General features: G+C 44.6%; 19 protein-coding genes and 1 other annotated feature. Of the genes, 12 read left to right on the top strand and 7 right to left on the bottom strand.

The features are described from left to right. Positions 1-25: 25 nt before the first annotated feature. The 7 genes from CO692_RS04895 (at position 26) to CO692_RS04865 (ending at position 6,275) form a co-directional block, all read left to right on the top strand. Positions 26-382, top strand: coding sequence for a PTS glucitol/sorbitol transporter subunit IIA (locus tag CO692_RS04895; protein ID WP_096741710.1), 357 nt, complete (start codon positions 26-28; stop codon positions 380-382). A 218-nt stretch (positions 383-600) separates the two neighbouring features. Continuing rightward, the gene (locus CO692_RS04890; protein ID WP_016609843.1) at positions 601-1,200 is read left to right on the top strand and encodes an MptD family putative ECF transporter S component; all 600 of its coding nucleotides are present in this window, start codon (positions 601-603) and stop codon (positions 1,198-1,200) included. After that, positions 1,197-1,898 carry an energy-coupling factor transporter transmembrane component T gene (locus CO692_RS04885; RefSeq protein ID WP_096741709.1) on the top strand — a complete coding sequence of 234 codons (702 nt, stop codon included), beginning with the start codon at positions 1,197-1,199 and terminating at the stop codon, positions 1,896-1,898. Before CO692_RS04890 ends, CO692_RS04885 begins: the two co-directional genes overlap by 4 nt. Then, positions 1,895-3,331 carry an ABC transporter ATP-binding protein gene (locus CO692_RS04880; protein ID WP_096741708.1) on the top strand — a complete coding sequence of 479 codons (1,437 nt, stop codon included), beginning with the start codon at positions 1,895-1,897 and terminating at the stop codon, positions 3,329-3,331. Before CO692_RS04885 ends, CO692_RS04880 begins: the two co-directional genes overlap by 4 nt. A gap of 142 nt (positions 3,332-3,473) precedes the next feature. Beyond that, positions 3,474-4,181, top strand: coding sequence for a response regulator transcription factor (locus CO692_RS04875; RefSeq protein WP_096741707.1), 708 nt, complete (start codon positions 3,474-3,476; stop codon positions 4,179-4,181). Then, positions 4,171-5,529, top strand: a complete 1,359-nt coding sequence (locus CO692_RS04870) for a sensor histidine kinase (protein WP_096741706.1) — start codon at positions 4,171-4,173, stop codon at positions 5,527-5,529. The genes CO692_RS04875 and CO692_RS04870 overlap by 11 nt, the downstream gene beginning before the upstream one ends. Before the next feature lie 107 nt (positions 5,530-5,636). Next, a complete protein-coding gene (locus CO692_RS04865) occupies positions 5,637-6,275 on the top strand; it encodes a PepSY domain-containing protein (protein ID WP_096741705.1) in 639 nt (212 codons plus the stop codon). Positions 6,276-6,343: 68 nt separating this feature from the next. Here CO692_RS04865 and CO692_RS04860 read toward each other — a convergent pair whose 3' ends face one another. Then, positions 6,344-6,514 carry a hypothetical protein gene (locus CO692_RS04860; protein ID WP_008379536.1) on the bottom strand — a complete coding sequence of 57 codons (171 nt, stop codon included), beginning with the start codon at positions 6,512-6,514 and terminating at the stop codon, positions 6,344-6,346. Between the two features lie 90 nt (positions 6,515-6,604). Continuing rightward, positions 6,605-7,039 (bottom strand): acyl-CoA thioesterase, encoded by a 435-nt coding sequence (locus tag CO692_RS04855; protein ID WP_008379539.1) that lies wholly within the window; start codon positions 7,037-7,039, stop codon positions 6,605-6,607. 189 nt (positions 7,040-7,228) lie between these two features. Then, positions 7,229-7,433, top strand: a binding site (T-box leader). Between the two features lie 534 nt (positions 7,434-7,967). Here CO692_RS04855 and hisS point away from each other — a divergent pair. The 4 genes from hisS (at position 7,968) to CO692_RS04835 (ending at position 14,152) form a co-directional block, all read left to right on the top strand. Beyond that, positions 7,968-9,266: a histidine--tRNA ligase gene (gene hisS, locus CO692_RS04850; RefSeq protein WP_060791494.1), complete on the top strand. Its 1,299-nt coding sequence runs from the start codon at positions 7,968-7,970 to the stop codon at positions 9,264-9,266. Positions 9,267-9,277: 11 nt separating this feature from the next. Next, positions 9,278-11,053, top strand: a complete 1,776-nt coding sequence (gene aspS, locus CO692_RS04845) for an aspartate--tRNA ligase (RefSeq protein WP_096741704.1) — start codon at positions 9,278-9,280, stop codon at positions 11,051-11,053. Between the two features lie 156 nt (positions 11,054-11,209). Then, positions 11,210-12,085 (top strand): YitT family protein, encoded by an 876-nt coding sequence (locus tag CO692_RS04840; RefSeq protein ID WP_096741703.1) that lies wholly within the window; start codon positions 11,210-11,212, stop codon positions 12,083-12,085. A 198-nt stretch (positions 12,086-12,283) separates the two neighbouring features. Next, complete coding sequence (locus CO692_RS04835; protein ID WP_096741702.1) at positions 12,284-14,152, top strand: acyltransferase family protein; 1,869 nt, start codon at positions 12,284-12,286, stop codon at positions 14,150-14,152. A gap of 77 nt (positions 14,153-14,229) precedes the next feature. Here CO692_RS04835 and dhaL read toward each other — a convergent pair whose 3' ends face one another. The 4 genes from dhaL to CO692_RS04815 all read right to left on the bottom strand — a co-directional run bounded on the left by dhaL (position 14,230) and on the right by CO692_RS04815 (position 18,763). Continuing rightward, positions 14,230-14,835, bottom strand: a complete 606-nt coding sequence (gene dhaL, locus CO692_RS04830) for a dihydroxyacetone kinase subunit DhaL (RefSeq protein ID WP_096741701.1) — start codon at positions 14,833-14,835, stop codon at positions 14,230-14,232. A gap of 14 nt (positions 14,836-14,849) precedes the next feature. Beyond that, positions 14,850-15,833, bottom strand: a complete 984-nt coding sequence (gene dhaK, locus CO692_RS04825; RefSeq protein WP_005228158.1) for a dihydroxyacetone kinase subunit DhaK — start codon at positions 15,831-15,833, stop codon at positions 14,850-14,852. Continuing rightward, a complete protein-coding gene (gene dhaM / locus CO692_RS04820) occupies positions 15,830-16,234 on the bottom strand; it encodes a dihydroxyacetone kinase phosphoryl donor subunit DhaM (RefSeq protein ID WP_005228160.1) in 405 nt (134 codons plus the stop codon). The genes dhaK and dhaM overlap by 4 nt, the downstream gene beginning before the upstream one ends. A gap of 204 nt (positions 16,235-16,438) precedes the next feature. Beyond that, on the bottom strand, positions 16,439-18,763 hold the full coding sequence (locus CO692_RS04815) for an HAD-IC family P-type ATPase (protein ID WP_096741700.1): 2,325 nt from the start codon (positions 18,761-18,763) through the stop codon (positions 16,439-16,441). A gap of 259 nt (positions 18,764-19,022) precedes the next feature. Between CO692_RS04815 and queG the strand changes: the two genes are divergently transcribed. Next, complete coding sequence (gene queG, locus CO692_RS04810; protein ID WP_096741699.1) at positions 19,023-20,198, top strand: tRNA epoxyqueuosine(34) reductase QueG; 1,176 nt, start codon at positions 19,023-19,025, stop codon at positions 20,196-20,198. Between the two features lie 39 nt (positions 20,199-20,237). Here the strand turns inward: queG and CO692_RS04805 are convergent, their stop codons facing one another. Then, complete coding sequence (locus CO692_RS04805) at positions 20,238-20,594, bottom strand: hypothetical protein (protein ID WP_008379558.1); 357 nt, start codon at positions 20,592-20,594, stop codon at positions 20,238-20,240. Positions 20,595-20,661 lie beyond the last annotated feature (67 nt).

Genomic DNA, 20,661 nt, shown 5'->3' with positions numbered 1-20,661 from the left:
AAAAAAGCATGAAGGAGGCATTCGATTGTATAAAAGTACGGTGAAAGAAATTGGTGAGTTGGTTGAAGCTTTTGAAGAGGAGATGTTGTTGATCTTGTTTGGTCCAGCAGCAACGGAAGAGTTGAAATCAATCTGTGTGCTTCATGAAACAATTGAACAACAAGAAAATGTTCTTCAACCTGGAGTGAAGCTTCAATTAGGTGAGGCGACTTATACGATAAAGAAGGTTGGCAGTGAAGCCAACCAAAACTTTAATGAACTAGGACATATCTCTATCTATTTTCGTGATGGAGAAAATGAAATCTTACCAGGAGCAATTCTAGTAGAACCGGGAGCTTACCCTAAGTTGACGGTGGGGGACATCATTAGAATAGGCAATTGATAAAAAATATTTGCCACAATCGTCTGCAAGTAAAGTCGCTTTTATCAGGGCATTACCTGCAGGCGATTTTTTGATGATCAGTGTTTGTTTACCAGTAAGCATATCTCCCCCTAAAAACGTCTACTTTGTGCTATACTGAGGCTTTGTAAAAATAAGTTTGTACAAGCAAGCAGCAACGGTTTTTTCATTGGATGCTTGCAAGAAGGAGCGTATACGCAGTGAAAAAACTAAAGGTTCAAGATTTAATTGCAGTGGGGATCTATACAGCGATCTATTTTCTTTTAATGAGCGTCTGTCTATTGATTTTGCGTTTTGTGATCCCAGGTTTTCATAATTTATTTATTCCAGCAGTCACCGCTTTGTTTTCTGGCATTATCTATCTGATTTTATTGAATAAAGTACCGAAATTTGGCGCAATCACCATTATGGGTACCGTGGTAGGGCTCTTTTTTTTGATTTCAGGACATTTTCCATTGGCCTTTTTGCCCAATATGATTTGTGCCTTAGCAGCTGATTTGATCCAATACAAAACAAAGCTCAAAGAGAACGTTCGCGTACTGGCGAGTTATATCGTTTTTAGTTTTGGCTTGATGGGCCCGATCTTGCCCCTGTGGTTTATGAAGAATGCCTACATTGATTCATTAGTGGCTCGCGGAAAAGATGAAACCTACATTGCCGGCGTGTTTGCTCATACCTCCAATTTGATGTTGGGGCTTTGTGCGTTGGCCGTTTTGATTGGTGCGGTGGCTGGTTTAGGTATTGGTAGCCGCTTGATGGAAAAACATTTTCAACCAACGATCCAATCGCATAAAGGGTGAGGAATGTGTCGAAAACAAGGTTTGATCCCCGCAGCAAATTAGCGGTGATTCTCTTTGCTAGTTTTACTATGATGGTGACCATCAGCTGGATCGATGAGTTTGCCTTTGTCACGTTCTTGCTGCTGCTATTTATAGTCAGCGGCTTTTGGAAAAAAGGCTTGCTGCTCTATGGCGTGTTTGTCTTGCTGACAATGGCAGATAGTTTTTTGTTTCGCCAAGGCAACCACGTACTAATCGTGTTGCTGGATTTCTTTTCCATCGGTTATCGCCGCTTATTGCCAACGATCATGGCGGCGGCTTTTGCCATTAGCGGGACGAAAAACAGTGAGTGGATGGCTGCGCTGCAAAAAATGCACGTGCCCAACGTATTATTAGTCCCGCTGGCAGTCTTATTTCGTTTTTTTCCCACATTGGTACAAGATTTCAAAAGTATTCGCCAAGCGATGCGCTTTCGCGGCATCTCACTGTCGGCAGGATCGATCTTGCTTCATCCACTGCAAAGTGCGGAGTATTTTTTGATCCCATTACTGATGTCGGCTGAAAAGACCGCAACCGAACTGTCGGCTACGGCGCTGGTTCGCGGGTTAGCATCAGAAACTCCCCATACCACCGTCCACGAACTGAAGCTGCGCTGGTGGGATGGCTTGGTCTTTTTAGCATTAGGCGGCTTTATCGTGAAAAGGATGTGGCTTGGATGATCACATTAGAACAAGTGTCAGTGAAACGAGAAAATCGAACCGTATTATCTGAGCTCTCTTTGACGGTCGCAGCTGGGGAAGTCATCGTTTTGTGCGGCGCTAGCGGCAGCGGCAAAACGACCCTGCTCAATGTTTTGAATGGCTTGATCCCTGAGCTGTATCCCGCCGAAGTGCAAGGGAAGATCCGTGTCGGAGAAACAGACTTGCCAGTTGCCGATTTCTCCCATTATGCCCAGACGATTGGCGTCGTCTTTCAAAACCCCAAGACGCAATTTTTCACCACGGATGTCTATTCGGAGTTGGCTTTTTCGATGGAAAATGCGGGCGTCGCACCAGAAAACATTCGGCAGCGAATCACCGAAGTAGCACAGCAGTTTTCCCTGACCCCATTGCTTGATGCTAGTGTCTTTGACCTATCTGGTGGGGAGAAGCAGCTGATTGCTCTCGCTGCAGCCACGATGTTGCCCCATGATGTGTTCTTATTGGATGAGCCTTCCAGTAATTTGGATCAAGAAGCGATCCAAAAGTTGACTCAAGGATTGGCTTCTTTAAAACAACAAGGGAAAACCATTGTGATCGCCGAACACCGCTTGGCGTATTTGGCGCCACTGGCAGATCGCTTCTGTCTATTAGAAGCAGGACGATTGCGGGCGTCTTATCCAGCAGCTCAGCTTTTGTCACTATCAGAGGAGGCAATTCACGAGTTGGGATTGCGAAAAGTAGGTGAGGCGGCATTGGAAACTCAGCACTGCCGAGAATCTTTGCCAGAAAAATCTGGATTAACGGCAACGCATCTGCAGATCAAGCAATCAAAACGCTCGGCAAGCAGCAGAAATTGGGCGCTCAACTTGCCTGAACTACAACTGCCGATGAAGCAAGCTGTGGGGATCGTTGGACCAAATGGTGCTGGCAAAAGTACGTTGGTGCAAGTCCTGTCAGGATTGAAAAAATGCCCAGAAGCAGTATTTGCCATCAATGGACAAAAGCGAACCCAAAAGCAGCTGCTGCAGGAAAGTTTTCTTGTGATGCAGGATGTCAACTTGCAACTGTTTTTTGAAACGGTGGAAAAAGAGCTGCTGATCAAAGCCCAAAACCCAGCTCGCTTTGAAGAAATTGTCTCATTGTTGCACTTAACACCACTCCTTGCCCGACATCCGCAAAGCTTGTCGGGTGGGGAAAAACAACGAGTTGCGATTGGTAGTGCCCTGCTTTCTGGTAAACGTTTGTTGTTTTTCGATGAACCAACGAGTGGGTTAGATTTGCAGCAAATGGAGGAAGTCGCAAAACTGTTGCGAACAGTTGCTAAAGAAGTTGATTTATTAGCGGTGATCAGTCATGATCGTGAATTTTTAGCTGAAACATGTCCTTACATGCTTCAACTCGAAAAAGGAGAACTTGTTGGCACGTATCAGCTAGCAAAAAATATGGAATAAATGAAAGACGGAGTGAACCTTGGTTCATGCCGTCTTTTTTTGGGCGAACATGAAAAAATCTTCATGTTTTTTTTCTTTCAATCAGTTAGGAAGTTTCGAAAAAATCCGTTATGATAGAAGCAAAACCAGAGGAGGAACGCATATGGCCTTGAAGATCTTGCTAGTAGAAGACGAAGAAAGTTTAGCCAGTTTTATTCAGACCGAATTGACTTTTGAGGGATATGACACGGTCTGGGCCAAAGATGGGCAAGAGGCATTGGCCTTGTTCAATCAGCAAGCAAATGCTTTTGATCTGATTTTATTGGATTGGATGCTGCCAATCTATGATGGCATCACAGTGGCGCGGCGGATACGCAAAGAAAGCGACATCCCGATTTTGATGATGACCGCCAGAAATCAAACCGCCGATGTGGTGACGGGGCTTGATGTCGGATTAGATGATTATTTAACGAAACCTTTTGAAATCGAAGAACTGTTTGCCAGAATTCGGGTGATCGAGCGGCGGCTGCAAAGAGAAGCCCAACAACAAAAGAACCAGCAAAACCAATTAGTGGCGGGGGAGTTGATGATGGACATCGCCAAGCACTTGGTTCAAATTGCTGGAGAGACCATCGAATTGACGCCCAAAGAGTTTGGGATTTTATATGAATTGATGAAAGAACCGGAAGTCGTCAAAACCAGAGATGATCTATTGAATGAGATTTGGGGCTATGAATACGACGGCCAAACGAATGTTGTAGATGTCTATATCCGCACACTGCGAAACAAGCTGGATGTTTGCGGCAAAGGCAAAATGATCGCAACCGTTCGTGGATTAGGCTATGTCTTGAGGACCGACCATGAAGAATAAGTCAGTCAACCAACGTAGAAAAACAGCCCAGTTTCAATTGACGAGCCGCTTTTCCTTGATACTCTTTGGTCTGCTGATTCTCTTCAATCTGCTGTTTATTTTATTGTCCGTAGGTTATTTGTTTGAACATATCGAAAATCGTGCCAGCAACATTCTTGAAGCCATCGAAAAAGGCGAGGCATCAGGGGATACCTGGGACACTCTCGTCAATGCCTATGTTTCGGCAGATGAAGAAGACGCCCTGCAAGTGATCTTAGCCGATGGCAGTGTCGTTTCATCAGAAGATGCGGAAGAGATTTTTGCCGATATCAATCAAGGACGAGTGCTGCCATTTCTCGAAGACATCGTTTTTACAGAGGATGGCATCTATTACACGAAAACCCAAGAAGTCGATGGGGATCAGGTGACGATCGCTATCAATGGGGAGGATAGTGTGGAATTAGCCTATGGTCTCTTTATGATCAGCAGTTTCTTGAATCTGATCGCTGTTGTGATTGGCAGCCTGCTGATTTATTGGAGTGTCGGGAAATGGAGTCAGAAACTTACCGGCATGGCGCAAGAAATTGCTGCCATTGAACAAAGCCGAACAGGAGAACTGACGGTTTCTGAAGAGCCCATCGAAATTCGTTCGGTGGCCTTGGCCTTTAATAAATTATTGAAAGAACAGCGAGAGACGATCGAGCGGGAAAAACGGTTCGTTGCCGATGCTTCCCATGAGCTGCGAACACCTCTAGCTGCGATTCGCGGACATGTCCAATTGATCCAGCGGCGTGGAACCAAACATCCCGAAGTCATTCCTTCCTCAATGGCGTTTATCGACAAAGAGTCGAAGCGTTTGGAAACATTGAGCAATCAATTGCTGGACCTAGAAAAAAATCAATCCCAAGATGAAATGACCCTCGTTGATGTTTCCCAGATCGTCCGAGAAGAGTGTGAAAAACAAGCGACGATCGTTCCGCAATCAATTGAATATTTTGTGGAGAACCAATGTATGAAGCGAGGGCATAAACGTGACTTCCAGCAAATCATCCAAAACCTATTAGAAAATGCCGCGAAGTATTCACCTGCCGATCAGTCGATTCATGTGACCTTGACGCAAGAGCAAAGGCAGTTGTCTTTAACCGTCGCCGATTTTGGCATTGGGATTCCCGATGATAAGAAAGCCTTGATTTTTGAACGGTTCTATCGGGTAGAAGATTCTCGTTCTAGCCAGATTGCTGGGTCAGGCATCGGGCTTTCATTGGTAAAACAGCTGGCAGACAAGTATCATGCCAAAATTACCGTGACAGACAATCAACCGCAAGGCAGTATCTTTAAACTTGCCTTTCCAAATGAAAGAGAAAGATGAAGATTTTTTTAGATTTTCTTCAAGCATTTTTGATTCTTTTTCATGAGGAACTTGTTATTCTAAATATATAGAAAAAAGGAATACACAAACATTTGGAGGAATGAAACATGAAAAAAACAACTATTTTATTCGGAATTGCCACATTAGGATTATTGGCAGGATGTACACAAAACAACACTGGAAATTCAGAACCTGCGCAAAACAGCAGCTCAAGCACAGCAGTTGCCTCATCAAGTGAAACAACCTCATCATCAGTAGCGGACAGCTCTTCAAGCAGTGCAGCGATCGCCAATGGGGGCTTGCCTACGGTGACCGTAGAAGAAGCGATCCAAGTATTCCAAGACAAATACCCAGATGCAGCGATCACTTCGATTGATTTGGATACTTCTTTTGGCAATTACTTCTACCAAGTAGAAGGCGTGGATGACACGAATGAGTTTGAATTAAAGATCGATGCAGAAACCAAAGAAACTTCTGAAGAAAGAACGGAAAAATTGGATACCGATGAACAAAACGGTGTTAAAAAAGATGCCGATCAATTGGACCTAACCAACTTGCTTTCATTGGAAGAAATTTCTGATATCGCCGTGAAAGAAGCTGGCGGTGGTCAAGCAACAGATTGGTCCTTAGACAAAGAAATGAATGTAACCTATTGGGAAGTCAAAGTAGAAGATGGCAACAAACAAACAGATGTGAAAATCAATGCCCAAACAGGTGAAGTACTAGAAACCGAATTAGATGACTAATCCTGTTTCGCAGTAAAAAAGATAAGCCGCTATCGTCTATGCGCAAAAGACGATAACGGCTTATTTCTTTACGTATGCTGTTTGACTTCAGTTAACGGTTTGACGCGACCACCAATTTTATCTGCAAATGCTTCGGACTGCTTCCGATCTTCAAAGACCCATAACTTGTCTGGAATTTTTTCACGAGTGCGACGACCATCTTTGCCAATGTAACCATGCAAAACTTTAATCACGTACATCGCCATCATCCTTCCCTGAAATTACTTTTGATTATACGAAAGCCGTTTCAAAAAGCAAGGATTTTGACTTAAATGAGTGATCAGAATTAATTATTCCCCTGACAGGGCAGCATAATCAGCAAATCGTTGATGGATTTCAGGAAAACTACGCTTCAGCTGCACGATGCGATTGGTCTCTTTTGCTAAAAAACAATGCTTTGAAGTCCCCGTCGTTGCCAACTGACCATCGCTCGTTTTGTAGATCTCATAGCGAAAATCCAAACGCGTGCCAGTATATTTGTCGACCAAAACATCGATTCGCACCTCATCTTCGTAACGAATCATCGTTTTGTATTGCGCACTGACTTCCAGCACGGGAACGATCAAGCCCGCTTCTTCGATGGTATGATACGGTAAATCCAAAAACGCGAGTAATTCCACGCGGGCCTCTTCAAACCAGCGGATATAATTGGCGTGATGGATGATCGCCATTTGATCGGTCTCATAGTAGTGTGGTTGACGGATATAGCCTGAATATAAAGACATAAAAACAGCTCCTTTCATAGAAACAAAACCTTCGTTATTCAGCATAACGCAAAAAGGAAGAAAAGCAAACAGAAGGAGAGCTTCTTTGTGTTGAACACTTGAGAAAATGCTACTAGAGAGCAGCGGAATGAAAAAGACAGTGAAACACCTTGACTTTTTCATAGCTTTCTTGTAGTTTATAGATAATATCAAAAATCAGTGAAGGATCGAGTACTTTATTCTATTCCTTAAAAGAGAAAACTGCCCCGGCTGAAAGCAGTTTAGGACGTGTAAAGGAAAGACAATCTGGAGATGAACAGAAGAAAAGCTGTTCCGTGACCGAGCGTTAATCGAGAGGAGAAGAACATTTCTCGAATTTAGGTGGTACCGCGTGTAATCAAAACTCGCCCTTGTATAAAAAAACAAGGGCGAGTTTTTTGCTGTGAATCACTGCGACTGGTCCGCAAAGCGGAACAGAGCAGATGATGAACAGTACTAGGCGACCGTAGGGAGCGTAGTAACCGTACTAGGAATCACAATGACTGGTCCGCAAAGCGGAACAGAGCAGATGATGAACAGTACTAGGCGAGTGCAGGGAGCGTAGTAACCGAACTAGGAATCACAATGATTGGCTTGCGGAGCAAGACAGAGCAGATGATGAACAGTACTAGGCGACGTAGGGAGCGTAGTAACCAAACTAGGAATCACTATGACTGGCGTAAGAAGTGAGACATGAAAGCTGTACTTGGCATTTTTTGCTTTGTTCAATTGCAGTCGAAGCCAACGAAATGATGACCAGCAACCAACGGCAAAGAGCGCAATAACCCAAAAGTCAAACACGAGAACAACCCACCCACATCAATGAGCAACAAGCAATAGGTGAATAAGCAAACAAGCAATGAAAGCAAAGAACATGGGCAACCATGAAACAAATAGGAGGATGCATACGATGAGTTACCAACGTCCAAAAGGAACCAACGATATTTTGCCAGGAGAATCCGAAAAATGGCAATTTGTGGAAGAAACAGCACGCTTAGTGTTTCGCGATTATCAATTCAACGAAATTCGGACACCGATTTTTGAGCACTTTGAAGTGATCGCCCGCAGCGTCGGGGACACAACGGATATCGTTTCAAAAGAAATGTATGATTTCTACGATAAAGGAGAGCGTCATGTGACGTTGCGTCCAGAAGGCACCGCACCGATCGCTCGTTCTTATGTCGAAAACAAACTATTCGGACCAGAACATACGAAGCCTTATAAAGTGTTTTACATGGGACCAATGTTCCGTTATGAACGTCCGCAAAAAGGCCGTTTGCGTCAATTCCACCAAATCGGTGTCGAAGTTTTCGGTTCAGCAAATCCAGCGACCGATGTTGAGACAATGGCGATGGCAATGGATTTTTATCGTCAATTAGGACTGAGTCAATTGCGCTTGGTCATCAATTCATTAGGCGATAAAGAAACACGCCAAAACTATCGGCAAGCGTTGATCGACTATCTAGCGCCCCATGAAGCGGAGCTTAGTGAGGATTCAAAACGCCGCTTGCATGAAAATCCTTTGCGGGTCCTTGACAGCAAGGACAAGCGAGACCAAAAATTCGTGGCGGATGCACCATCGATTCTAGACTACTTAACACCAGATGCCAAGGCACATTTTGAAACCGTAACGAGTATGCTGGATGCGTTGGAGATCCCTTATGAGATCGATTCAAATATGGTGCGCGGTTTGGATTATTATACCCACACGATTTTTGAGATCATGAGTGAGGCACCAAAAATGGGGGCGCAAGCCACCATCTGTGCCGGCGGTCGTTACAATCATTTAGTGGAAGAGCTAGGCGGACCAGAAACACCTGGTTTTGGTTTTGCTTTAGGGATCGAACGTTTATTGATCACTATGGAAGCCGAAGAAGTTGTGATTCCTGCTTTGAATGAGTTAGATGCGTATGTGGTTGGTTTGGGACAAGAAACCAATTTAGAAGCGTTGAAAGTCGTGCAAGCGATTCGTAATTTCGGTTTTTCTGCCGATCGTGATTTCATGGATCGTAAAGCCAAAGCCCAGTTTAAATCTGCTGATAAACAAGGAGCACGGTTGGTTCTGACTCTAGGCGAAACAGAATTAGCAGAACAAGTGATCAATATCAAATCCATGGCAAGCCGTGAAGAAAAACAATTTCCGTTAGCGGATCTTTATGCCCGCTTCGATGAGATCTACGATGAAATGACAACCAAAATGTTTGAGTGAGGAGAAAAAGAATGACAAAACGTACAGTATATTGCGGGTTAGTAAATGAGACCCATTTAAACCAGACAGTGACTCTAAAAGGCTGGGTGCAAAAGCGCCGTGACTTAGGGGGCGTGATCTTTATTGACTTGCGCGACCGAGAAGGGATCGTGCAAATCGTCTTCAATCCAGAGGTTTCGAAAGAAGCCTGGGAGATCGCGGACAAATGCCGCAGCGAATATGTGTTAGAAGTAACGGGTCAAGTCATCAATCGTGCACCAGAAGCCATCAATCCGAAAATGGTGACAGGTGCCTATGAAGTGATGATCAGCGAAATCACGATTTTAAACACTGCAAAAACACCAGCCTTTTTGATTGAAGATGATCAAACCGTTGGCGACGAGATTCGCATGAAATACCGTTATTTAGACTTGCGTCGTCCAAAAATGACGAACAACATCGTGATGCGGGCGAAAACGACGCAAGCGATCCGCAATTTCTTAGACACGAACGACTTCTTAGATATCGAAACACCTTATCTAGGAAAATCAACACCAGAGGGCGCGCGGGATTATTTGGTTCCTTCACGGATCTATCCAGGTCATTTCTATGCGTTGCCACAATCACCACAAATTTTTAAACAGTTATTGATGGGTGCTGGCTTCGATCGCTACTATCAAATCGTACGTTGCTTCCGTGACGAAGATTTGCGGGGCGACCGTCAACCTGAATTTACCCAAGTCGATATCGAAACCTCTTTCTTGATGGCAGAAGAAATTCAAACCTATACGGAAGAGCTATTGGCAAAAGTGATGCGAGAAGTCAAAGGCATCGAAGTTACCTTGCCATTCCCACGGATGACCTATGATGAGGCAATGGGACGCTACGGCAGTGACAAACCAGATACACGGTTTGACATGGAGCTTATCGACTTATCAGAAGTTGTGAAAGACGTTGATTTTAAAGTCTTCCAGATGGCTCTTGAAAAAGGCGGCGTTGTGAAAGTCTTAAACGCCAAAGGGGCTGCAGACAAATACTCCAGAAAAGACATGGACAATCTAGGTCATTACGCTGGCCAATTTGGTGCCAAAGGATTGGCATGGGTCAAAGTTGAAGAAGATGGATTGAAAGGACCGATCGCTAAATTCTTGACGGAAGCAACCGACGCGATTATTGCAGCAGCCAATGCGGAAGTTGGCGATATTCTGATGTTTGGTGCCGATTCCTTTGAGATCGTTTCAGCAACGTTAGGTGCGATCCGTAATAAATTAGGAAAAGAATTAGGCTTGATCGACGAGAGCAAATTCAACTTCCTATGGGTCACTGATTGGCCGCAATTTGAATACGATGAAGAAGCAGGTCGCTATGTTTCTGCTCACCATCCGTTCACATTGCCAAAAGAAAGCGATCTGCCGTTGTTAACGACAGACCCTTCAAAAGTCTATGCGCAAGCCTACGATATCGTGCTAAACGGTTACGAGCTAGGTGGCGGATCATTGCGTATCCATACACGGGAAGTGCAAGAGCAAATGTTTGAAGCGCTAGGCTTCTCACGTCGCGAGATGCAAAATCAATTTGGCTTCTTATTGGATGCTTTGGATTATGGTTTCCCACCACATGGCGGCATCGCCCTTGGGTTAGACCGATTAGTCATGCTATTGGCTGGTGAAGAAAACATTCGCGAAGTCATTGCCTTCCCTAAAAATGGGAAAGCGGCTGATCCAATGTCGCAAGCGCCAAGTACCGTTTCGCCAATGCAACTGTTTGACTTGAGCATTGATGTAACAACGGTTGAAGAAAACGAATAAGCGTTAAACCCATGATGAAATGAGTGATGAAATAGAAATTGGTGAATGAATGAAAAAAGTTCATGAGAATTCACCCATTTCTTTCATTGCTCGTTTCTTTTTTTATGTGCTGAAGTATAATAAAGGCAAATCAAAAAAGTGAGGCTATGAAATGCAATGACTCCTCTGTTTAAATGGCTCCCTCATCCGGAATATGCCAACAAACTTTCATTCTCGATCGTGTACGCACTGCTGGCATCGATTGCGGTCAATTTTTTCTATCAGCCGGGCAATATTTATTCCAGCGGCATTACCGGTGTCGCTCAGATCATTACTACGATCTCAAGAGAATGGATCGGGTTTTATATCCCCTTATCTCTTGCGCTATTATTGTTGAATGTGCCATTATTTTTTCTTGGCTGGTTTAAGATCGGCCACAAATTTACGATCTTTACTGGAATCACTGTTTTATTGACATCCTTATTCGTGCAAATTTTTCCAGAAGAAACCGTCACGACGGACCCGATGATCTGTGCGATTTTCGGTGGTGCCATCAATGGAGTGGGGATCGGCTATGCCTTGAAGAATGGTCTTTCTTCCGGAGGGCTGGATTTTGTCAGCATTGCCATCCGCAAACGGACAGGGAAGACGATCGGCTCGATATCGATTTTCTTTAACATTGTTATTTTGTTCGCCGCTGGGATCTTGTTTGGCTGGCAATATGCGTTGTATAGTGCGATCGCGATTTTTGTCAGTGGAAAAGTGACGGATGCGGTCTTTACGAAACAAAAGAAAATGCAGGTGACGATCATCACTCGCAACCCAGAAGAAGTCATTCAGACGATCCAAAAACATATGCGGCGAGGCATTACCATCATCAATGAAGCCGAAGGAGCCTACAAACATGACAAACAAACGGTTTTGCTGACGGTAGTCACACGCTTTGAACTGCCGATGCTGCGCAGTGCTATGAAAGAAGCCGATCCAAAAGCCTTTGTTAGTATTGCGGAAAATGTCCAGATTTTGGGTCGGTTTTATGAAGAAGAACTGTAAAAAAGGAGTTGAAAAAAGTATTTCTTTATAGAAGTACTTTTTTTTCGCTAAAAATTAATTTTTTTGAAATATAGCAGATGTTGCTAGCTTTATATGGGGGATTTCTGGTAAATTATGAGAGTATGGAATCAATAGCGTTCATGCTGAAATTGTTTTTTTATGAAACAATTGGATCAATTAGAGAAAAGTGGTTGGAGAATGAACAAACGTTTAAGTACAAGCCGCTATATTACCGGGTTCGACGGCATTCGCACCTTGGCAGTCATCGGCGTTATTTTATATCATTTACTACCTACTCATATGCGAGGCGGGTATTTAGGAGTTCCAGTATTCTTTGTCGTATCAGGTTATTTAATCACTGACTTGCTGAGGCAAGAGTGGGATCAAAACGGCAAAATCAAAGTCAAAGATTTTTATGTTCGGCGGATGAAACGGCTCTATCCAGGAATGGTGGTGATGCTGCTTATCTCAGCAGCGTATATCACTTTGTTCCAGCGAAACCTGCTGAATAATTTGCGCGGGGTTTTTGTTAGCTCGCTGCTGTATTACAACAACTGGTGGCAGATCAATCATGGGTTATCCTATTTTGATCGGTTCGGCAATGAATCCCCCTTTACCCATCTGTGGTCATTGGCTGTGGAGGGACAGAACTATCTGATTTGGCCTTTAGTGTTTATTTTGTTGATGAAAATCGGCAAGCAGAGGCATCGCGCCTTTAAATTTACTGCCGCAGTCACGATTTTATCGGCAATTCTGTTAGCGGTCCTTTACACACCGGGTGCTGATCCAACACGGGTCTATTATGGAACAGATACGCGACTCTTTTCGATCTGGATGGGGAGTGCCTTAGCATTCATTTGGCCAAGTACTCACTTGAAGAAAGAGATACCGCAAAAAGCCAAACGGGTCTTAAATATCTCTGGTTTTGCTTCCTTGGCTGGTCTGATCGCAGCGTTCTTTTTCTTAGATGATCATTTGACCTTTGTCTATTATGGCGGCATGTTCTTGATCAGTATCCTATGTACGATTCTTGTGGCAGTCACCGCTCATCCCGGAGCCAGTTTGAATCGGGTATTGAGTAATCCGATTTTCAGTTATATCGGCAAGCGTAGTTATGGGATCTATTTGTATCAATTTCCAGTGATGATATTTTACGAAGCAAAAGTGGGAAATATCGGTGAGAACGTACTGATGCACACGTTAGTGGAACTATTCTTGATCTTGTTTATCAGTGAATTGTCCTATCGGTTTATCGAAAACCCAATGCGTAAATTCCAGTACAAAGATACATTCAGAACGGTCCGCGGTTGGTTCAGTAAACCAATTTTTAGTTGGAAAAAACCGTGGTTAGTGCCCAGCTTACTCATTACCCTCGTTGCTTTGTTTGGCGTCGTGACTGCACCGACGAATTATGTCGATGCCCAGCAGCAGCAGTTGAGAGACAACATTGCGGCCAATAAAAAAGCGGCTGAGCAATCGCAAAAGAATGCGAACGCTGAAGGCAATGAAACGGACGATGAGGCGAACACGAGTGAAGATGAAAAAAATATCATGGAAAAGTATGATCTAACAGCAGCCCAAGTGAAAAAAGCAGAATCTCTTGAAATCACGGCTTTTGGTGATTCTGTGATGCTGGATGCAACGGCTGACTTGAAAGAAGTCTTTACCCAAGCGGTAGTTGATGGGGATGTTGGGCGCCAGCTGTATGCGAGCCCTGAATTGATCAAAGACTTGAAAGAAAAAAATCTTTTACGGGATACCGTCCTTGTGGGGCTAGGGACGAATGGTTCCTTTACAGAAGCCCAATTTGACAGCTTTATGAATGAGATCGGTGATCGCAAAGTCTACTGGATCAATGTGCGGGTACCGACACAGCGTTGGCAAAATGAAGTCAATCGGATGTTGGAGCGCATGGCGGAAAAATACGACAATATGACCTTGATCGATTGGTATGATTTGAGTAATGACCAAGAGTCCTGGTTTTATGAAGATCGGGTCCATCCAAATCCAGATGGCATGGATCAATACGTGAAGCTAGTTGCCCAAACGATTTTACAAGAGGAATAGGCAAGAAAAAGACAAACCTTATGCAATCATAAGGTTTGTCTTTTGTCTTAAACGGTGCTTTGAAAGAGCATCGTTTTTTAATCTTTTTCTATCACCATTAACAGTGAGTCAAACAAAATCGCACTAGAAGCTGATCCGGGATCGATATGACCGATGGCACGTTCACCAACATAAGAGGCACGGCCTTTTTTAGCAACAAGTTCTTTGGTATGTTCTTTCGCTGCTTCGATCGTGTCCTTGGTCAATTCCCCTTTTTTCAAGGCTTCTGCGACAGGTTGCCAGACATCGACCATCGTTTTGTCTTCAAACTCAGCTTTTCCCCGCATTTTGATGCCGGTCAAGCCTTCTTCAACGATCGTACCTAATTGTTCAAAGGAGTCGATTGTTTCTAGTTCCTTCGTTGCTTTGGTCATATTCATAAACGCCGAACCATAAAGGGGACCCGAAGCGCCGCCGACTTTTGAGATCATTGCCATCGAGAAGACTTTAAAGGTATCACTGATCGTCGTTGGCTGTTGTTTGGCATAAGCTTCTTGATAAGCAGCTACGCCGCGTGCCATATTGTTGCCATGGTCCCCGTCGCCGATCGGTGTATCTAAATCGCTTAAATAGGCCTTGTTTGCTTCGATTTCTTTCGTGAAGGTATCTAACCATGCTTGCACCGTTTCTGTTGTCAATTGCATCTCTATTCGCTCCTTTACCAGGCTATTGTTGTGACGTCTTCATTTAACGCATCGGTGTGATCCGTTTCGCTGAAATCGATCATGGTCAGTGAAAGTCCCTGCATATCGATGGAAGTCATGAAATTGCCGACCTTATGGAAGGAGACAGGGATGTCTTTTTCTGCGAGTAATTTCGCGACATCATTGGCAAAAACGAACAACTCCATTTGCGGCGTACCACCCATACCGTTGATCAAGACACCGACTTTTTCTGGGGTCTTTTCATAATCCGCTAAGATTTTTTCCACCAACTCTTGTGCTAGTTCACGTGAGGGTTTCAGTTTTTCTCGACGGTAACCAGGTTCGCCGTGGATGCCCACTCCATACTCGATCTCATCATCGGCTAAGTCAAAACCTGGTTTCCCAACTTCAGGAACTGTTGCCGCTTTTAATGCGACCCCAATGGTTTTGATCGATGCAACCAAGGCATCGCCCAGTGTTTTTAATTCACTTAAGCTGGCACCATTACGAGCAGCTGCGCCTAAAATCTTGTGGACTAAGACCGTACCGGCAACTCCTCGTTTGCCAGCAGTATAGGTGCTATTTTCAACAGCGATATCATCATCAACGACCACGATCTCCGTTGTGATCTCTTCCATTTCTGCCATATCTTTGGCCATCTCAAAGTTCAAGATATCGCCAGTATAGTTTTTGACGATCAACAAGACGCCTTGTCCTTGATCAGAATCTTGGATAGCCGTCAAAATCTGGTCGGGGGTAGGGGAGGTGAAGACATCGCCTAAAACGGCGGCGCTAAGCATCCCATCACCGACAAAGCCAGCATGGGCCGGCTCATGTCCGCTCCCACCGCCAGAAACAAGACCGACTTGTTCTTTTTGATTATTCTTAGCAATCACCCGTGAGTCGGCGACTTGATGGACCAGTTCAGGATAACTGCCTACGATACCAGCCAACATTTCTTCTACGATCATTGAGGGATCATTAATGATTTTTTTCATGCTTCATGCCATCCTTTCTCGGCTGCTTTTTTTGCTTCTGCAACGATTTGCGCCAAATCATCACTAAAACCAGCGGTGATCGCTGCAGCAAAGGCACCTTCCACCAGCGGCGCGTCGATCAGGTGATAGCGTTCTTGTTGCTGAGGTTCTAGCATGTCGTAAGCAAGTTCGGCATTCAAAACGGCACTGCCTAAATCGGCAAAGACTAAGATCAGTTCAGCATCTGCGGATTCGTTGACGGCATCTACGATTTTCGTGGCGTCAGAACCCAGCTCTCCTTCTGCTGTCCCGCCTAAAGAATAGATCGTGACTGACTCGCCATCAGCCATTTCTTCGATCATCTGTTTTAATCCTTCGGTGAGTTGCTGACTGTGAGAAACGAGTAAAATACTTTTTTTCATCCAATTTCACCAACACTTTCTGATTAAATTTGGCTGTTTGACAAGGGGGTTGCCTTTTCCAAAGAAACACCGTCCTTGTTGAAACCGCCTACAGGTTCAGTATACCAAATTTCTTTCTTCTTGTATGGTTGCACCTATGGAGAGGACAAAAAAACAGCATCGTCTTTCTGGACAAAGCAAGAAAGAGCGATGCTGCAAAATCAATTAAGACTGTTTAACAAGCACTTTGGCTGAAAAGCGCTTCGTTAGGAAAGAAAGCCCAACGTACAGGCAGATGTTCAATGCCATCATGCCAAGGAAGTAAGGCAAGGTCACGGCGGTCAAGAAACCGACTTCCAGCAACCCGTGAAAGAGCATTGCTGCGACATAGATCCCCACGGTAGTGGTAATCGCTAAGAACAATCGCAATGGATTTAATGGCAAGCAAGCGCGAATCACAGCGATACAGCTGATCCCGATCAACAAATAGTACAACAAGGTCGTCGTATCAAATTGTGACCAACCGTAGTCGGTTTGTAAAAAGCGGATCGCAAAGTAATTGACTAACACCAACAAGGCATTTGGCAACGCATTGAGCAAGACTGTCGGCAAGTAACGCCCCTTGATTGGTGCTTTGTTTTCTTCAAAGGAAAGGAAGAAAGATGGATAACCTTCAATTGCTAAGTCGATCAATGTGATTTGGATCGGCAAGAACGGAAAGGCGCTGGATGTCAGGATACAAACCAAAGAGAGCAAGAAGCTGTAAATCGTCTTGATAAAGAAGATTCCCGACGCTTTGGTGACGTTATTGACGACGCGGCGTCCTTCAAATAAAACATCTGGCAACGTAGTAAAGTCAGAATCCAATAAGACAAAGTTAGCGATTTGACGAGCCGCACTGTCGCCAGCAGCCATTGCAATGCTGACGTCGGCTTCTCGTAACGCCAACACATCATTGACGCCATCGCCCGTCATGGCAACGGTCCGTTGATTGGCTTTTAATTCTTGGACAAGTAGTTTCTTTTGTTCAGGGGTCACACGACCAAAGACCGTATAACGTGTCGCAGCTTCTCGGACTTCTGCTTCGGTCGTTAAGGTAGAAAGATCGATGGCTTGATCGGCATTCGCAAGACCTGCACGATGGGCGATCGCTGCGACAGCTATTGGATTATCGCCAGAGATCACTTTTAGATCGATGCCTTGATCCGCTAAGTAAGCCAAGGTTTCTTCTGCGTTTTGGCGGATGATATCGGATAAAATCAAGACAGCCACCGCTTGTGCGTTGGTTGGGTCAAAGGATGCTGGCGCTTTTGGATCGGTCTCTACGGCTAAAATCAACACCCGCAGACCTGCTTCTTGCGCTTCTTTGACTTGTGGCAAGGCAGCAGAGCCGGCGACTTTTTCAGGTGCACCAAGATAAACATTTCCTAGATGTTCAAAAGCCACAGCACCCCATTTGCGCTGTGAAGAAAAGGCAGCGACTTCGATCGGCTGATGATCCGTTAGCTCAGGGCAGCCTTGACGCAATGCTTGCATCGTTAAATTGTTATCTGTGCTGGCTGCCAAATAATTCCCTAAGAGCATGTTAGGGTCGCTATCGGTTTGGAGAGGAACGATCGACTCGAGAACCATATGGCCTTCCGTCAACGTCCCCGTCTTATCCAGACAAAGGGTATCGACATGCGCCAAGGTTTCAACGGCATACATGTCTTGGACCAAAATCCGTTTTTTGGCCAATTTAATGACACCTGTCGTCAAGGCGATACTGATCAGCAGGACAAGTCCTTTTGGTAACATTCCTAATAAGGCAGCGGCAGAAACGACGACGGATTCCTTGATCCCAGCATCTCGCATCATAAAGGCTTGGAAGAACAAAATCACCCCTAAAGGAACGATTACATAGCTAGTGAATTTGGATACACTACGGATCGAAGCAAGCAGCTCAGAGCGGATCGGTTTGTGGACCTTCGCCTCATTGCTTAGTTTCGCTGCGTAGTTTTCTGCACCGACATGAAGGACTGTTCCTGTCACTTCCCCGCTGACGATGAAACTCCCTGAGAGTAAGGAAGCACCTGCTTCTTTGACAACCAGATCGGCTTCACCAGTCAGCATCGCTTCATTGACTTCGACTAGTCCAGAAAGCACCGTCATATCAGCGGGGATTTGGTCCCCAGCACCAAGAATAACTACGTCCTCTAAGACCAATTCTTTGGCTGAAATCTCATGGATTTGAGCATCTCGAATCACTCGTACCGTTTGCGGTGAAACAAGTGAGAGTTTTTTTACTAAATTACGCGCATGCAATTCTTGGCTGATCCCAATGGTGATATTCACAAAAATAATCGCTAAGTAGAACATGTTGGAATAGGCGCCTACAGCAAATAAAAAAACGCCAATCAATAGATTGAGAAAATTGAATAACGTCAGTAAATTGTCTTTGATGATCGCAGCAGTTGATTTACTGGTTTTTGTTTCATAATCATTGTGCAGTCCCTCTTGGGTTTTCTTGGCGACTTCTGCTGCAGTCAAGCCGGTGGGTAATTGAGTCATAAGCATCTCCATTTCATTTGTTCATTTCTTTCTAATTCCTTTATCTAGTCTAGCATTCGAAAAAGGCAATGCAATCGTTGCGAGGAAAATAACGATAAAATTAATTAAAATCTTAAACAATCAACACGTGTTCTTTTAAAGAAAGAAAAAAACGGGGGGAACAAACCGCACCATCGACTTTTTTCAGGTGCTTACGTATAATAGGGGAAGAGAAAAAGCCGAGAAGCAGATGCTTAGCGGACAAAAGAGGGTAGCGTGCATGTCTTTAAAAGAAAAAATTATTGCAGAAAGCAAGCGAATTGGCATCGACAAGATCGGGTTTGCTTCAGCGGAGCCGTTTTTGGCATTGGAGCCTTCCTTGCGGGAACAAAAAGCCAAAGGCCATACCTCTGGTTTTGAGCATCCCGTGATCGAAGAGCGGATCTATCCTGAACGGACATTTGAAAATCCGCAAACGATCATTGCGATCGCTTTAGCTTATCCGACAAAAATCAAAGAGAAAGTCCCCCGGGATGAAAAGCGTGGCATGTTTGCCCGGGCTTCGTGGGGCATCGATTACCATGATATTTTGCGAGAACGGTTGGATCGCTTGATCGCCTTTATCAAAGAACAAGCACAAACGATGGAAGAACAAGTCGAATGGCGTTTCGCACCGCAAGTCGATACAGGGGAATTGGTGGATGTGGCGGCAGCGCAGCGGGCGGGTCTTGGCTTTATCGGTCGTAATGGCTTGCTGATTACAGAGGAATTTGGTTCGTTTGTTTATCTCGGGGAGATCGTCACTAATATCTCTCTTGAACCGGATGAAGAGGTCCCGTTTGGTTGTGGGGATTGCATGCGTTGTGTGACGGCTTGCCCCACCAAAGCGTTATTGGGCGATGGTCGGATGAATGCCCAGCGCTGTTTGTCCTATCAAACCCAGACGAAGGGCATGATGCCAGAAGAGTACCGCAAAAAGATGCATAATGTGATTTACGGTTGCGATATTTGTCAGCTGGTCTGCCCTTATAATCGGGGGAAGGACTTCCATTTTCATCAAGAGATGGAGCCTGAAGTCGATACCGTTTATCCAAAACTGCAACCGATGCTGTCTTTATCAAACAAAGCCTTCAAAGAACAATTTGGCCATCTATCTGGCTCTTGGCGGGGGAAAAAACCGCTGCAGCGTAATGCCATCATCGCCTTAGCCAATGTGGGAGACCGCAGTGCCTTGCCAGCGATTTGGCGCTGTGCGACAGAAGACGTGCGCCCAGTGATTCGAGGAACGGCTTATTGGGCAATTGGCCAGTTGGGCGTCAAAGAACCAGAGATGTGGTTAGAGCGACTGCAACGGTGCGCAGAGTTAGAACCCGAAGAAGAGGCGCTACAAGAATTGCAGCCTGCCATCGAACGATTGCAAGCAGTCATTACCAAAAAGCAGGAAAAAGAGCTATAAAAAAAGCAAAACGTGCCTGTGGCCGTTTTGCTTTTTTGTTTAATCTAGTACGTCATCACTTTCAACGATTTCTTCTGAATCCAGTTCAAAATCTGGTGCTGGATGCACACGTTCAGGCAGTTCCATTTCTAACTCGCCGTCTTCTGTATACTGATTGTCGGTATCGGCAACGTCAATTAAAATTTCTTCAGGAAGCTCTTGTTCTAACCGATAGCCTTCTGCATGACGCGCATCGAGTAATTCCAAAAGATGTTGCCACTCGTCTTTCGAGATCACTACAACGTCAATGCCATCTTTGTTTTGTACCTCTACAACAGAGGAAAGATCGGTGCCGACCGTTTTAATGATCGATTCCAACGACCATTTACTCGTTTCTAAGTCAATTTTTTGTGCCATAAGAATTACTCCTTTTTTGTGAAAAATTTTGTCCTACCTTAATTGTAACGGGAAAGTTGCAGAAAAC

It is taken from the genome of Enterococcus sp. FDAARGOS_375, from assembly GCF_002393265.1.
Classification (GTDB): domain Bacteria; phylum Bacillota; class Bacilli; order Lactobacillales; family Enterococcaceae; genus Enterococcus_D; species Enterococcus_D innesii.
The sequence above is the reverse complement of the archived record's forward strand: the minus strand, read 5'-3'. Positions and strand labels throughout refer to the sequence as shown.